Origin of the sequence: Marinobacter sp. ES-1, from assembly GCF_000475255.1 — a bacterium.
GTDB classification, from domain to species: domain Bacteria; phylum Pseudomonadota; class Gammaproteobacteria; order Pseudomonadales; family Oleiphilaceae; genus Marinobacter; species Marinobacter vinifirmus.
This window is the reverse complement of sequence record NZ_AXBV01000052.1, coordinates 1-13,751: the sequence shown is the minus strand read 5'-3', so window position 1 is coordinate 13,751 and position 13,751 is coordinate 1. Positions and strand designations below refer to the sequence as shown.

At 58.6% G+C, this 13,751-nt stretch carries 11 protein-coding genes and 3 tRNA genes; 8 read left to right on the top strand and 6 right to left on the bottom strand.

What is annotated here, in order from left to right; translation table 11 throughout:
- Positions 1–16 precede the first annotated feature (16 nt).
- From gspN to gspD, 3 genes are read left to right on the top strand one after another with little or no spacing between them, the layout of a single operon-like run.
- Positions 17–808, top strand: coding sequence for a type II secretion system protein N (gene gspN / locus Q668_RS09320; RefSeq protein WP_022989341.1), 792 nt, complete (start codon positions 17–19; stop codon positions 806–808).
- 1 nt (position 809) lies between these two features.
- The gene (locus Q668_RS09315; RefSeq protein WP_022989340.1) at positions 810–1,664 is read left to right on the top strand and encodes a type II secretion system protein N; all 855 of its coding nucleotides are present in this window, start codon (positions 810–812) and stop codon (positions 1,662–1,664) included.
- Between the two features lie 32 nt (positions 1,665–1,696).
- Positions 1,697–3,652 carry a type II secretion system secretin GspD gene (gspD, locus tag Q668_RS09310; protein WP_022989339.1) on the top strand — a complete coding sequence of 652 codons (1,956 nt, stop codon included), beginning with the start codon at positions 1,697–1,699 and terminating at the stop codon, positions 3,650–3,652.
- Between the two features lie 69 nt (positions 3,653–3,721).
- Here the strand turns inward: gspD and Q668_RS09305 are convergent, their stop codons facing one another.
- From Q668_RS09305 to purE, 6 genes are all read right to left on the bottom strand, one after another.
- The gene (locus Q668_RS09305; RefSeq protein ID WP_022989338.1) at positions 3,722–5,707 is read right to left on the bottom strand and encodes a M48 family metallopeptidase; all 1,986 of its coding nucleotides are present in this window, start codon (positions 5,705–5,707) and stop codon (positions 3,722–3,724) included.
- A gap of 10 nt (positions 5,708–5,717) precedes the next feature.
- The gene (locus tag Q668_RS09300; protein WP_022989337.1) at positions 5,718–6,305 is read right to left on the bottom strand and encodes a LemA family protein; all 588 of its coding nucleotides are present in this window, start codon (positions 6,303–6,305) and stop codon (positions 5,718–5,720) included.
- Between the two features lie 29 nt (positions 6,306–6,334).
- On the bottom strand, positions 6,335–8,395 hold the full coding sequence (locus Q668_RS09295) for a putative bifunctional diguanylate cyclase/phosphodiesterase (RefSeq protein ID WP_036219642.1): 2,061 nt from the start codon (positions 8,393–8,395) through the stop codon (positions 6,335–6,337).
- Between the two features lie 252 nt (positions 8,396–8,647).
- Complete coding sequence (sodB, locus tag Q668_RS09290; protein ID WP_022989335.1) at positions 8,648–9,226, bottom strand: superoxide dismutase [Fe]; 579 nt, start codon at positions 9,224–9,226, stop codon at positions 8,648–8,650.
- A gap of 71 nt (positions 9,227–9,297) precedes the next feature.
- Positions 9,298–10,416, bottom strand: a complete 1,119-nt coding sequence (locus Q668_RS09285; protein ID WP_036219640.1) for a 5-(carboxyamino)imidazole ribonucleotide synthase — start codon at positions 10,414–10,416, stop codon at positions 9,298–9,300.
- A 19-nt stretch (positions 10,417–10,435) separates the two neighbouring features.
- Positions 10,436–10,927: a 5-(carboxyamino)imidazole ribonucleotide mutase gene (purE, locus tag Q668_RS09280; protein WP_022989333.1), complete on the bottom strand. Its 492-nt coding sequence runs from the start codon at positions 10,925–10,927 to the stop codon at positions 10,436–10,438.
- Between the two features lie 310 nt (positions 10,928–11,237).
- Here purE and Q668_RS09275 point away from each other — a divergent pair, with 310 nt between their 5' ends.
- The 5 genes from Q668_RS09275 (at position 11,238) to Q668_RS09255 (ending at position 13,696) form a co-directional block, all read left to right on the top strand.
- The gene (locus Q668_RS09275) at positions 11,238–12,191 is read left to right on the top strand and encodes a hypothetical protein (RefSeq protein WP_022989331.1); all 954 of its coding nucleotides are present in this window, start codon (positions 11,238–11,240) and stop codon (positions 12,189–12,191) included.
- A 126-nt stretch (positions 12,192–12,317) separates the two neighbouring features.
- Positions 12,318–13,199: a DUF2846 domain-containing protein gene (locus Q668_RS09270; protein ID WP_022989330.1), complete on the top strand. Its 882-nt coding sequence runs from the start codon at positions 12,318–12,320 to the stop codon at positions 13,197–13,199.
- 206 nt (positions 13,200–13,405) lie between these two features.
- A tRNA-Val gene (locus Q668_RS09265) sits at positions 13,406–13,481 on the top strand.
- A gap of 51 nt (positions 13,482–13,532) precedes the next feature.
- Positions 13,533–13,609, top strand: a tRNA-Asp gene (locus Q668_RS09260).
- 11 nt (positions 13,610–13,620) lie between these two features.
- Positions 13,621–13,696 (top strand) — tRNA-Val (locus tag Q668_RS09255).
- Positions 13,697–13,751: the final 55 nt, after the last annotated feature.

The window sequence follows — 13,751 nt, the reverse complement described above, 5'->3', positions numbered from 1 at the left end:
AAATGTGCAGGATGCAATGAGCGAATCCCCGAAAAAATCCTTCCTTGGCCCCGGCAAGTTTATTCTTCTGCTGCTGCTCGGCCTTGTGGTTTATGGGGTAACGCTGGTGTTCTGGGTGCCCGCCGGATGGCTTTGGCACAAGGCTTCCGGGCACATCCAGTTACCTCCCCAGATTCAGGTGCAGCAGGTTTCCGGGCAGCTCTGGAATGGCGCCGCCGGATTGAACCTCGGAGGCTTCCCGGCAAGGGTGCACTGGCAGTTACGTTGGCCTTCGGTCACGGAACTGGCATTGCCTGTCGAATTTTCAGTGTCTTCGTCACAATCCCGCATTGAATGCCTTGCCAGCCTGGGCTGGCCCGCTAATTTTGAAGTAAGCGGCAAGGGTGCCGTTACCGTGGCCGAATTCAGGGACCTGATTCGCCAGAGCGGTGGTGCGATGATAGAAGGGCAGGTATCGGTTGATCGTTTTCAGGTGGCCTGGGCCGATAACCGTTTGCAGCAGGCGGAAGGTTCAGGACGCTGGCCCGGAGGGCTGGTCACCTGGCCCATGGGTAACGACACCGGCCAGGCACGGTTCCCGCCCATGCAGGCCAACCTGGACACCGTGGCAGACGGAGTCGCCCTGACCATCGCCGAGCAGGGTGCCAGTGGCCCGGCAGCCGATGCCAGCATAGGCCGCGATGGCATGATGGGGATTCGCGTGTACAAACGCATGGTGGACCTGGCAGGACAACCCTGGCCGGATTCCGCAAGCCCGGATGATGTAGTCTTCCGGGTCAGGCAGCCGCTGCTGCCCGGAGGGTTCTGAGGTGGCAGGTTTGTCGGTACAGGTTCAGGAGCGCATGGCGCGCATGGTCGCCAATCTGTTGCTGGTGGTGTTGGTCGTGGTTCTTGGCGTTGAGCTGGCGAAGATCACCTGGTTGTTCGCATGGAACGACCGGCCGGTTCCGGAGATATACGGCCAGGCCGGTGGACCTGCGTCAGGGCCGGCCGGTGGCGAGCTGGCTTCGGTGGCCGGGTACGAGTTTTTCGGGCGGCCGGAAGGGCAGGCTGGCGTGGCGGATGTTGTACGTCGCTCGGCACCCGAAACCGGCCTTCGGTTGAAACTTGAAGGTGTGCTGATTGGCCCCGTGCCGGAAGAGTCCGGAGCCATTGTCGCCGGCAGTAACGGCGAAACCGAGTATTATCGGGTAGGGGATACGCTACCGGGCAACGCCGAGTTAGCGGAAGTAGAGCCTCAAAGGATTTTGTTGCGCCGGGGTGGTCGATACGAATCCCTGGCGTTCGAGGAAGACATCGGAGTGGAGGCAATGGTTGCGGAACAGCCGCAACAGGCGGCACAATCGCCAGACTCCTATCTTGCCGATGCCCGGGCCAGGCTGGATTCCGAAGGCGCGGCAGCGCTGGCAGCCTACGGTTTGAGCCCGGCAGACGAGTCCGGGCAGTCGGGTTATGTGTATGATGGTTCCAACCCGATGCTGAATGCGGTCAATCTGCGCCCGGGGGATGTCATTACAGCCATTAACGGCCAGCGCCTGGGTGATGTAGAACAGGACAAGGCGTTGCTGGATGACTGGCGGAACCAGAGCCAGCTGGATATAGAAATAGAGCGTGACGGATCCATACTCACCGTCAGTTATGCCATACCCGAACAGTGGCGCTGAACGGGTAATTTACAACAGGATGATATCGCCAGATGTATAACCACAAAACCAATCTTCTCCGGACCCTTCTGTTTGTAATCCTGCTGCCGGTGATGTCGGTGGTTCAGGCCCAGGAGGAAACCTGGCGGCTTAACCTCAAGGATGCTGATATCCGGGCCTTTGTCACCCAGGTTGCCGATATAACCGGCTACAGTTTTGTGGTGGACCCCCGGGTAAAGGGCAAGGTAACGGTGTTGTCCAGCGCCCCCATGAACAAAGACGAAATCTACGACCTGTTCCTGGCCGTGCTGAACGTTCACGGTTTCACCGCCATACCCGGTGAGGAAGTGGTGAAGATTGTTCAGCAGGTGGATGCCAAGCAGTCTGCCGAGATTCTGGATCGCTTCACTGTTACCCCTTCGGAACAGCTGATCACCCGGGTAATCCAGATCGACAACGCCAACGCCCTGGAGCTGGTGCCCATCCTGCGCCCGCTAGTGGCAAAGTATGGCCACCTGGCCGGTGTGGCGGCAGCCAACGCACTGATTGTCAGCGACCATTCCTCCAACATTCAGCGCATTGAGCAGATTGTGCGCGAACTGGACAGCCCGTCGAAATACGAAGTCGAAGTTATCCAGCTTAAAGAAGCCTGGGTCGGTGACATGGTTAAGCTGCTGCAGGAACTGGCCCCGGATGAGCTGGGTCGCTCCGGTGGCGATAACGTGGCGCGCAAGTATAACGTGACGGCTGATGAGCGCAGTAACCGCCTGATTCTGCGTGGCGACCAGACCTTCCGCGACAAGATGCGCGGCCTGATCCGCCAACTGGACCAGCCCTCTGCTACCGGCGGTACCACCAATGTAATCCGCCTTCGCCATGCCGATGCCAAGGTGCTGACCGAGATTCTCAAGGGTGTGATGGGTGAAGTCGCCCGTGAAGCGCCCGGTGCCAGCGGTGCTGCCGGTGGTGGGTCTGGCAGTCGCCAGTCTTCCTCGTTCTCCGTGTTTGCTGATGAAGGCCTGAACGCCCTGGTGGTTCGCGGTGAGCCTTCTCTCATGCAGGAAGCGGAGCAGATTGTGGCGGCCCTGGATGTGCGTCGTGCCCAGGTGATGATTGAGGCCGCCATCGTTGAAATCAGCGACGAGCTGGGCGACCAGTTGGGCGTTCAGCTTGCGGCCGGTGATGAATCTGTTGGCTCGGTACCAGCAATCGGCACCAACCTGACCAGCGGTGAAGGCATGGTGGGCCTGAACTCGGTTATCGGTGCGCTGGTGGGCGATATGATTCCCCAGCTTGGCGGCGGTATTACCATCGGTGCCGGCGAGCGTGACGAAAACGGTATTACCTGGGGCGTGTTGATTCAGGCGCTGTCGTCTTCCTCGGCCGCCAACCTGTTGTCGACGCCGAGCATCATTACCCTGGATAACCAGGAATCCGAAATCATCGTGGGCCAGAACGTTCCGTTCCGGACCGGTGAGTCCACGGTAACCGGGGACGGTACCACCAACCCGTTCACTACCATCGAGCGACGGGATGTGGGCCTGTCCCTGAAGGTGACGCCAACCATCAGTGCCGATGGCCTGGTACGGCTGGTGGTTGAGCAGACCACCGAGGATATCTCTACCACCAACGTGGCCGGTGCCTCTGACCTGATCACCAACAAGCGGGAAATCAAAACCACGGTGCTGGCCGATGACGGCGAAACCGTGGTGCTGGGTGGTCTGATCAAAGACGACTACCAGGTGAGCAAAAGCAAGGTGCCGCTGCTGGGAGATATCCCGCTGCTGGGCCGTTTGTTCTCCTCGGAATCCGAAACCCGCGTGAAGCGTAACCTGCTGGTGTTCCTGCGCCCGACCATTATGCTGGGCAAAGACGAGAGCGTGGCGGCAACCACCGAGAAGTTTAATCGCCTGTGGGATGTGGACCTGAGCGTGCGTGAGAAGCTTGGCTTGCCAGCCCCGGACCAGCAGCCATCTGTCGACATGCTGTTTGAAGGTCGTCGCCAGTAACAGACGCCGAATCGAAAAAGGCCAGGCTCCCATTCAAGAGCCTGGCCTTTTTATTTCTGCCGGGCGAAATCAAAGTGGTGGCATCGGGCAATCCAGCTGGTCTGCCACCAGTCTCATCAGTTCGTATTCTTTTACATCTACCTTGCCGTCGTGGCTGATGCAGTAGCCACAGGCGTCGATGATGCCCGGTTTCAAGAGTGGCGACAGGCGGCTCAGCATATGCAGGGCTTCGCTCAGCTGGCGCATAGACACTTTCTGTTCTGCGTCCTGCTCTGTGCCGCTGCCAAAACCGGCCATGGCCTGCCGGTACAGTTGACCGGCTTGCTCGCTTGAGTCGCTGCCCGCCCGGGCAAACAGGCTCAGCACGCGGCTGATCGCCGGCAATACCTGCCGGTAGTTGCGGTATTTCACCGGAATGATCTCTTCGGCACCGGCACCCAGGTGGCGGTTGAGGAAGGTGGTGAGTGCCAGCTCGAACAGGTTCACCCGCTTGTCTGCTGCCACCAGCTTCTGAACATTGCTGATCAGCTGTTGTCGTTCGTCCGGGTCCAGCTTTCTCAGGGCGGGCATGGCCAGCTCCAGTACCGGGAAACGGGCGGAATCGCCCAGCCTTGCCAGGGTGGGCAGTAATTTGTCGAGCAGGGTCGCCTTGGCGCCCAGCAGCGAATGCTCGGGAATCAGAGCAAGCCATTCCTGCTGTTGCTGGCCCGGCAGTTCACGGATCAACAGACCATAGCAGAGCTGAATGGCGCCGGCCCGGGTATAGAGCAGGCTGCGGAAGGTGGATGGCAGTTGCTGCAGAAGGTGGGCCGCGAAAGCCTCGCTTTGGGGGGTAACGGTGCCCACTCTTTTCGACAGGGTGGCTGCGTTTTCTCCGGTGCCGGCGGCCAGCGAGGAGCGCACAGGGGAGAAGCGGTTGCCACCATGGCTACCGCGGGCGGGTTCGACGACCTGATTGACCAGGTCGCCAACGTGTGTGCTGGCGCTCTCTGCCGGCCTCTTGCGCAGGGCGCTGTCCGGTTCGGTATCCCTCAGCCGGCTGCGCAGGCGCGCCAGTAGCCCGGGCTGGATGGCGTTGATGCGTTCGTCGACGGGGGGATGCGAAGCCAGCAGGCTGGTGAATTTCATCCGGGCGGATTCGCCAAAACACATATGGTTCATATCGCTGGCGTGGCTGGTGGTGTCCAGGTAGCCGCCTTTCATCCCGATTTTAAACAGTGCACCACCAATGCCTTCCGGATTACGGGTGAACTGCACCGATGACGCATCGGCCAGCATTTCCCGCTGGCGGGAGACTGCCGCCTGAATCAGCCGGCCGAAGAATACCCCCACATAACCGATGATCATCAGGGCCAGGCCCATCAGGCCGATCAATGCCTGGGCACGGCCATCCCGGTTGCCACGGCTGCGGGCGCCACTGTAAAAACCGGCCCGCAGCAGGAAGTGGCCGATCTGGCCAATCATCAGGATACCCGCAAGCAGGGAAATAAGGCGCACGTTCAGGCGCATGTCGCCGTTGAAGATGTGGCTGAATTCGTGGCCCACCACGCCCTGAAGCTCGTCGCGGCTCAGGTGGGTGAGGGCGCCATGGGTTACCACCATCACCGCCTCACCGGGTGTGTAGCCCGCCACAAAGGCATTGATGCCGGTTTCCTGGTCCATTACATAGAGTTCCGGTACCGACACGCCGCTGGCGATAGCCATTTCTTCGACAATGTTGCGCAGCTTCCGCTCTTCCGGGTCCCGGGTGTCGGGTTCAATGAGCCGTGCACCGACCATCTTCGCTACCCGGCTGCCACCGCCGGCTAGGTCCACCCAGCGGATCAGCGAGCCGATCCCGACCAGCAATACCACGGCCACGGCAGTGACCAGGCCATGGCTCGACATCAGCCAGGTGTGGAAGGGCAGGTAGGAGGTGTCGCTGCGGGTGGTGGCGTAGCCCACCAGGCATACCGCGAGGGTAATGAGGATAACAGCGGTCAGGAACAGGACAACGAGCAGGCCGGTGTTGCGCCGGGCGTGGGCCTGGCGCTGAAAGAAACCGGGGTTTGCCATGGCTCAGGCCTCAGAAGCTGACTTTCGGTGCCTGGCGGGCTTCCGGGGTCTCCAGTTGCAGCTGGGCAGTTTCCTTGAAGGCGAACATGCCGGCAACAATGTTGTTGGGGAATTTCTCCCGGAAGATGTTGTAGCTCATGACACCGTCGTTATAGGCCTGCCGCGCGAAGGCAACCCGGTTTTCGGTGCTGGACAGTTCTTCCATCAGCTGCTGTACGGTTTCGTTGGCCTTGAGGTCCGGGTAGTTCTCGGCAACCGCGTAGAAATTGGCCAGGGCCTTGGTCAGCAGGTTTTCAGCGCCACCCAGGCGTTGGATCTTGGTGCTGTCGCTGGGGTCAGTGGCGGCATCTTTCTGGGCGCTGACGGCGTTGTTTCGGGCTTCCATCACCTGGGTGAGGGTGGATTTTTCATGATCCATATACGCCTTGGCGGATTCCACCAGGTTGGGAATCAGATCGTGCCGGCGCTGCAGTTGCACATCAATCTGGGCGAACCCGTTCTTGAACTGGTTGCGCAGTGATACCAGCTGGTTATAGATAAAAACCAGGTAGAAAACGACAACGGCAATAACAACAAGGCCGATGACAGTGGTTCCCATGACGACTCCTTGGAGGGTTAACAGGTTGTTCAGGTGTTATTTTCCACGATATTCCGGTGGAATGTCTTTAAGAAGCTCTCAAAATCCCTGGGTGGTACCGGTTTGCTGAAAAAGTAGCCCTGGCCGATATCGCAGCCTCTGCGGGTAAGGTAAGCCTCCTGTTCCGCAGTCTCCACGCCCTCGGCAATAACCTTGAGATTCAGGCTGCGGCCCAGGTCGATGATGATGTTGGCAATGCGGGTGTCTTCCTCGTTGACCAGGAGGTCCCGGATAAACTGTTTGTCGATTTTGAGGCTGTGTACCGGCATCTTCTTCAGATAGGTCAGGGAGGAGTAGCCGGTACCAAAATCATCCACCGAGATCACAATGCCTGCCTGCTGTAGCTGGTTCAGCTTTCGGATGGCGTCGGCCATGTTGGTCATGAAGCTGGTTTCTGTCACTTCCAGTTCCAGCAGGGCGGCGGGCAGGTGATGGCGATCCAGTGCACCGAGGATATCCTCCACAATAGACTCCTGCCGTAGCTGAACCGCCGAAAGGTTAACGGCCACACGCAGTGACTTGCCCTCGCTGGCCCAGCGGGCGGCCTGCCAGCAGGCCTGGTCCAGAACCCACTGGCCGATTTCCACGATGGATCCGTTGGCTTCCGCTACCGGGATGAAATAATCCGGCGGAACCAGGCCTTTCTCCGGGTGCTCCCAGCGCAGCAGGGCTTCGGCACCAATCACTTGCTTGTTGCTCAGGTTGATCTGGGGCTGGTACACCAGGTGGAATTCGTGGTTTACCAGGGCGGAGGCCAGGTCTTTCTCCAGCTGTTTGCGCTCGCGGATCTGTTTGTCGATGCTGGCCACGTAAAACTGGAAGTGGTTGTGGCTGCTGCGCTTGGCCAGTGCCATGGTCTGCTCGGCGCTTTGCAGCAAGGGGTCTGCTTTCTTGGCATCTGATGGATAAAGGGCGATGCCGATGGTGGCCGTCAGTGAAATTCGGTGGTTGCCCGCATTCACCGGTGTTGCGAAGCTGGCGAGGATCTTTTCTGCGGTTTCTGCAGCCTGGAAGCCGTCTTTCAGGTTTTTCTCCACGATGACGAACTGGTCACTGCCAAGGCGCGCCACCATGAAGCGCTCGGCGGGCAGGTTGGCGGTCAGGCGGCTGGCCATGGTTTGCAGGATGATGTCGCCGGTGCGGAAGCCGCATTGGTCGTTTACCGACTTGAAGTCATCAATGCCGCAGACCATCAGTGCCAGTGTCCGGCTGTTCTTCTGGGCCGTGATTATTTCGTCCCGAAGGGATTCCAGGAAGGTATCCCGGCTTGGCAAGCCGGTGAGCTGGTCGTAGCGGGACAGCTTGTTGACCCGGTCTTCCGCCTCTCGGTGGCGTTTCTGGCTGTCTCCGATGCCAACCAGAAGGTTGTTGGTGGCATTGACCCAGAGCCCCAGCTCATCGTTTCTGTGGCCCCTGGGCAAGGCAATCAGCCGGTCGTCGGGCTTTTCCGGGTCGACTTTCTTTACCGAATGCACAATGCGCAGTAGGGGGCGGGTCAGCAGCAGGTGGAACACCACGAACATGATCAGGCCCAGTATCAGCGCCAGGGCAATGCCGGAGGCAAAGGTAACGGCGGCCCGGGTGAGCCAGGTGGCTGCCAGCGGAGCGGTATCAAAGTGGATTTCCAGGTAACCGTAGACGGTGTCCGGGCTGGCGCTGCGGCTGAGGCTTTCGCGGTACTCCTGCACAGCACCGAAAATCGGGTCGGTGATCGGTCGGAAAGCGTTATCCCTCAGGGGGCGAACGCGGCCGCCCAGTTCTTCGCCCGTAGGGTGGGTGATCCTGGCGAGATGGATAGGTTTGAGCGCAAAGAGGCCGTCGATGACTTGCCGGGCCAGTATGTCGTCAATGCTGAACACCGATTGGGTGGCGGCATCGCGGACCATGCTGATGGTTTGCGCTGCCTGGGCTTCCAGTTCCTTGGAGACTCTGCGGGCATCAAGGACCACCTGTACGGAACTCACCAGCACGCCGCAGATGACGGCTGTAGCCAGCATCCAGCGTAGAATCCGGTATCCGAGGTGTTGCTCTACATCCAAGGCTCTGGGCATCCTGCAGTTTCTTGTGTTAACGGCACGGGTGTTTTTGAGGGTTTGTCACGGTTTGTCCGATCAGGACAACAGTATGGTCCAGATTTACTGTAACTGCATGGAGTATGGACGATTTTTTCGGAGTTTTGTGATTTGCCTTGTATCTGATTGTAGCGGATTGATGGTGTTCAGAAACACAAACGCCCGCGCGGGTAACCCCGGGCGGGCGTTTGGGGCGTCAGCAGTTTACCCGCTGATGCGCTTGGTGGCTGATCAGGCCAGGTTTTCGTTCACGAAATCCCAGTTCACCAGGTTCCAGAAGCCCTCCAGGTAGTTCGGGCGGCTGTTCCGGTAGTCGATATAGTAGGCGTGTTCCCATACGTCGACGGTCAGTACCGGCTTGTCGGCGCCAGTCAGCGGAGTTTCCGCGTTGCTGGTGTTTACGATGGCAACGCTGCCGTCAGCCTTCTTCACCAGCCAGGTCCAGCCGGAACCGAAGTTGTTGGCGGCCTTGTCGTTGAATTCCTTTTTGAAATCTTCGAAAGAGCCGAAAGCCTTCTCGATGGCTTCCTTGGCTGCGCCAGTGGGCTCGCCACCGCCGTTCGGGCTCAGGCAGTTCCAGAAGAACGTGTGGTTCCATACCTGGGCGGCGTTGTTGAACAGCGGGCCGCTGGCGCTCTTGATGATGTCTTCCAGGGACTTGCTGGCATTATCGGTGCCGTCAACCAGACCGTTCAGCTTGGTTACGTAAGTCTGGTGGTGCTTGCCGTAATGGTATTCCAGCGTTTCCTGGGACATGTGCGGCTCGAGTGCATTCTTTTCGTAAGGCAGTGCGGGAAGTTCAAATGCCATGAGGTCGTTCTCCCTGTCTCTCTGTGTTTATGGATGTACGTTCAAGCAATATAAGGGCGGTTTGAGTTAAATCAACCCTTTGCCGTTAATGAACTTTTAAACTCCGGGCAGCCCGGCAGGAACTGGGCGCAGGTGCGCACGCGCCATACCAGTTCTTTGTAGCTGTCTGCCAGGATGTTCACATGGCCCAGCTTGCGCCCCGCCCGTTCGCCTTTGTTGTAAAGGTGCACATGAGCGTAGGGCAGTTCCAGTATCCGTTCAATGTCGCCATGCTCGCCGATGATGTTGATCATGCAGCTCAGGCCACGGGATTCCACGCTGCCGAGCGGGTGGCCGCTGACGGCACGGATGTGGTTCTCGAACTGGCTGGTCATGGCGCCTTCGATGCTCCAGTGGCCGGAATTGTGCACTCTGGGTGCCATTTCGTTGGCTACCAGTCCTTCCGGTGTTTCGAACAGTTCGAGGGTTAATACGCCCACATAGTTCAGTTCGTTCAGCAGGGCCTTGATGTAGCGCTCGGCGTCTTTCTGGACGTGGGCTTGAAGGCCTGGTGCCGGGGCGATGGAGTAGCGCAGGATGCCTTCGTGGTGGGTGTTTTCGGCAATGGGATAGAAGGCAACGTCACCGTCTTCGGCCCGTACCGCAATGATGGAGACTTCGCGGCTGAAATTGACGAATTTCTCTACGATAACCTGTGGGTGGCCGATCATATCCCAGGCGTCGTCGGCCTGGTCCGGGCTTTTCAGTACAGCCTGGCCTTTGCCGTCGTAGCCTTCGGTGATGGATTTTGCGACTACCGGGCAGCCGAGCTCTTCAGCAGCAGCTTTGAGGGAATCTGCGCTGTCGGCCACTTTCCATTCCGGGGTCGGAATGCCGAGCTGGCCGAACAGGGTTTTCTCGGCGACGCGGTTCTGGCAGACCTGCAGGGCCCGGGGGCAGGGGTGTACCGGTTTGTGTTTGGCGAGTTCTTCGGCAACTTCTACGGGAAGGTGCTCGAATTCGTAGGTTACGCGGTCGACCCTGGACAGGAAGTCGTCCAGGTACTTGCCGTCGCGGTCTACGATGGTCTCGCCCAGGCCTGCGCTTGGGCTGCCGGACATGTCATAGAAAACGAAGTCTTTGGCCAGCGGGTATCCGGCCAGGGCGAGCATGCGCCCTAGTTGGCCAGCGCCTAGTACACCAATTCTCATTCAGCCTCCGGAGCTGGTTCTACTGATCTTTCGGATCAGGGTTGTCCAGAATCGTTTGTGTTTGGGTTGCCCTGAATTCGTCTACGGCCTTTCGCACGCTGTCATCGTGCGTGCCGATAATCTGGGCCGCCAGCAGGCCGGCGTTGGTGGCACCCGCTTTGCCGATGGCCAGGGTGCCGACGGCGATGCCGCCGGGCATTTGTACGATGGACAGTAATGAGTCCAGGCCGTTCAGGGCCTTTGATTGTACGGGTACACCCAGTACCGGCAAAGAGGTTTGCGAGGCAACCATGCCGGGAAGGTGTGCGGCCCCGCCGGCGCCTGCGATGATTACCTTTAAACCGCGGTCTGAGGCGGTTTTGGCGTAGTCGAAGAGCAGGTCTGGGGTGCGGTGGGCGGAGACTACCCGGGTTTCGTAGGCTACGCCGAGTTTTTCGAGCATTTCGGCGGCGTGTTCCATGGTGGGCCAGTCGGATTTCGAGCCCATGATGAGTCCTACAAGCGGCTGCATGTGCAACTGTCCTGTGATAATTGGAAAGCCGGCCATTGTATGTTTTGGCTACTTACCATGCAACTTCTGCTTTGTTATAGGATCCGTCCGGGCCGTCTTTTCCGGAAACCGCTACAAGCCCGTCCATGGGCGCTTCTCTCAGGCCATCCATGGCCTTCGAAATTTCCGGAAAAGACGGCCCGGACGAATCCCGGAATTCGGTGCAGTTATCCGCCACTGATAAACCTTTATAAGCTGTCATTTTAAGAGTCACGTAACAGCGGGTATTATCGAGGCCATTATTGTTAATACGCATTTTTCAGGAGCTGTAATGGAACCTATCCGCCCGGATGATGACGAGCTGATTGCTGACGAGCCTTTTGGTGCCGCAGAGCCCAGGGAAACTGCGCCCGGAAAGCAGAAGCCGGTGAAGGCGGATAAGCCGAAGCAGAAGGCTGAGAAGCCGCCAAAACCACCCAGGCCGCCGAAGCAGGATAAGGCCGGGGGTTCGGGGGGTGGTTCCGGGTTGGTCTGGTTGTTGTTGCTGGTGGTTGCTGCGGGTGCCGGGGCGGGCTGGTATTTTCAGGAGCAGCGGATTCAGGCCCTGGAGGGGCAGCTGGAGGAGGCTGATTACTGGGCGCGGCAGAGTAAGCTGGCGCTGGCGCGGTTTGAGGGTGAGCTGTCGGAGACCGGAGAATCTTTGCAGGAGCGGGGCGCTTCTCTTGAGGAGCAGTTGGCGGCCAATAAGAAGCAGATTGATGCGGCCGACAGCGAGATCCGCAAACTCTGGGCGATTGCCAATGAACGCAACAAGAAGCGACTGGACGAGCACCAGGAGCGGCTGGCGTCGATAGATGGCAAGCTCGTTGAGGCCGAGAAGGCAATTACCGGGGTGGGCGAACAGGTTGAGCAGGTCCGGGCTGGGTTGGCTTCGGATGTGGACGCGGTGGAAACCCGGGTGGCCGAGCTGGCCAAGGCGGGTGAAGCGCTGCAAGGGGAGGTTGCGGAGGTATCTGAGCAGGTGGCCGGGGTTGATGAGCTGGTTGATGGTCGTATTCGCCGGTTCCAGCAGGAACAGAAGCTGACACTGGATGGCATCGAAAGCCGGATTGGGTCTTTGGAGAAAGCATCAGACAGCAGTGCCGGCGATGCGGAGGTGAGGGCGTTGCGTAATGAGCTGGCTCAGCTGAAGAAAACCGTAGCGGCGATTGATGCTTCCCGTTCGCAGCTGACTTCCCGCCTGGTTCGTTTGTCTGAGGAGGTTAATCAGCTGCGCGCCCAGTAAGCTTAGGCAGGAGCTTTTCCGGCGTCGTGTAACGGTTTGTAGCCATCCCTTGCGGTAGCTCTCATTTCTTGGAGTTGGCAGTTGTTATGATCAGCCAACTCGATAAGGGATGAAGAGCACATAACAATGAAAATCCGAGTACCTTTCCTGAGGCCGGTTGCGGTGCCTGCGAAGCCAGTGGCTGCACTGCTTTGTGTGGCGATGTTGTCCGGCTGTACGGTTTACCAGTCGATTGGTAAAAGCGTGGGGGCATTTCTGCACCCGGTTTCCGGCCACGACTTTGTGCATATCGACAACGACCAGTGGGACCAGAACAACGCCCTGTTGTATTTCTACCGGACCCACTCCCAATGGGCGGCCGATGAGATCGAATCGCCCAGTGTCTATATTGATGACCATCATTACTTCAATATCCGCAACAACAGCTACACCTGGCTTGAGGTAAAACCGGGTGAGCGGCATATTGCCATGCGCCGGCCGCTTTTGGGGTTGGAGGGTCTGAACTCCTTCAGCCTGAGCCTGATTGCCGATGCTACGCTGGAAGTTAAGCCGGGGCAGATTTACTACCTTCGCTATAACGAACTGACCGAGCCGGAACAGCCGAACCCGGGCCTGGACCCGGAGCATCCGCTGGCGTCCGGCGATTTGCAGCTGGTGACCCGTGACTACGCCATGCAGGCAGACCAGATTGTGTCTACGCTGTTTCTGAACAGCGATCTGTTGGCGCCGAACCATGCGGCTACTTCCATTGTTGAAGTGAATGAGGATGAAGATTACGAAAAGCGCAAAGCCGCACTGGAAGAAGAGAGAGAGATCGAAATCGAACGCCTGAAGGAGGAAGGCAGGTACGAGTCTGCCTCCTGGTACTGGCCCTTCGGTGGCGGCCCAACCGTGCCGCTTGAGGCGGATCGCAAGATGGAGGAGCTTGAGCGGGAATATGCCATGCTCGAGCGTGAGCGCGAACGCAGGCGTGAAGAGGAATCCGGCGGGAGATGGTGGATCTTTTAGCGCTCAAGCTTATGATTTTGATCAACAAATGGTCAATATTGCCGGTGCCGGAAAAAATTTAAGAAATTTTCGGGAAAACATTTGACACTGTGAGCGAAATGCTTAAAATGCGCGTCTCACTTGGTTGAGACAGCAACGCTGAATCAGCAAGCGCCAAGCGCAGCAAGTGACCGCTTTAAGCCTGAAGAACAGTAAGGCTACGAAGTGGGTGGTTAGCTCAGCTGGGAGAGCGTCGCCCTTACAAGGCGAGGGTCGCAGGTTCGATCCCTGCACCACCCACCACTTTTAAAGCGGATTGCCGGTTTAACTTTTTCGATAAAGTTGGATCGTTGCGGAGCGGTAGTTCAGTTGGTTAGAATACCGGCCTGTCACGCCGGGGGTCGCGGGTTCGAGTCCCGTCCGCTCCGCCAACCTTTTTCCCGGGTGGTTAGCTCAGCTGGGAGAGCATCGCCCTTACAAGGCGAGGGTCGCAGGTTCGATCCCTGCACCACCCACCAGTTTTGAAAAAAGCAGATCCAAGCGGATCTGCTTTTTTTTTTGGTGCGCCAGGCA

Excerpts from the sequence above, each read along its gene's own strand:
- purE (WP_022989333.1), bottom strand. The coding sequence starts at position 10,927 with ATGCAGCCGCTTGTAGGACTCATCATGGGCTCGAAATCCGACTGGCCC.
- Q668_RS09275 (WP_022989331.1), top strand. The coding sequence starts at position 11,238 with ATGGAACCTATCCGCCCGGATGATGACGAGCTGATTGCTGACGAGCCT.
- Q668_RS09285 (WP_036219640.1), bottom strand. The coding sequence starts at position 10,416 with ATGAGAATTGGTGTACTAGGCGCTGGCCAACTAGGGCGCATGCTCGCC.
- Q668_RS09305 (WP_022989338.1), bottom strand. The coding sequence starts at position 5,707 with ATGGCAAACCCCGGTTTCTTTCAGCGCCAGGCCCACGCCCGGCGCAAC.
- Q668_RS09300 (WP_022989337.1), bottom strand. The coding sequence starts at position 6,305 with ATGGGAACCACTGTCATCGGCCTTGTTGTTATTGCCGTTGTCGTTTTC.
- Q668_RS09270 (WP_022989330.1), top strand. The coding sequence starts at position 12,318 with ATGAAAATCCGAGTACCTTTCCTGAGGCCGGTTGCGGTGCCTGCGAAG.
- Q668_RS09295 (WP_036219642.1), bottom strand. The coding sequence starts at position 8,395 with ATGCCCAGAGCCTTGGATGTAGAGCAACACCTCGGATACCGGATTCTA.
- sodB (WP_022989335.1), bottom strand. The coding sequence starts at position 9,226 with ATGGCATTTGAACTTCCCGCACTGCCTTACGAAAAGAATGCACTCGAG.
- gspN (WP_022989341.1), top strand. The coding sequence starts at position 17 with ATGAGCGAATCCCCGAAAAAATCCTTCCTTGGCCCCGGCAAGTTTATT.
- gspD (WP_022989339.1), top strand. The coding sequence starts at position 1,697 with ATGTATAACCACAAAACCAATCTTCTCCGGACCCTTCTGTTTGTAATC.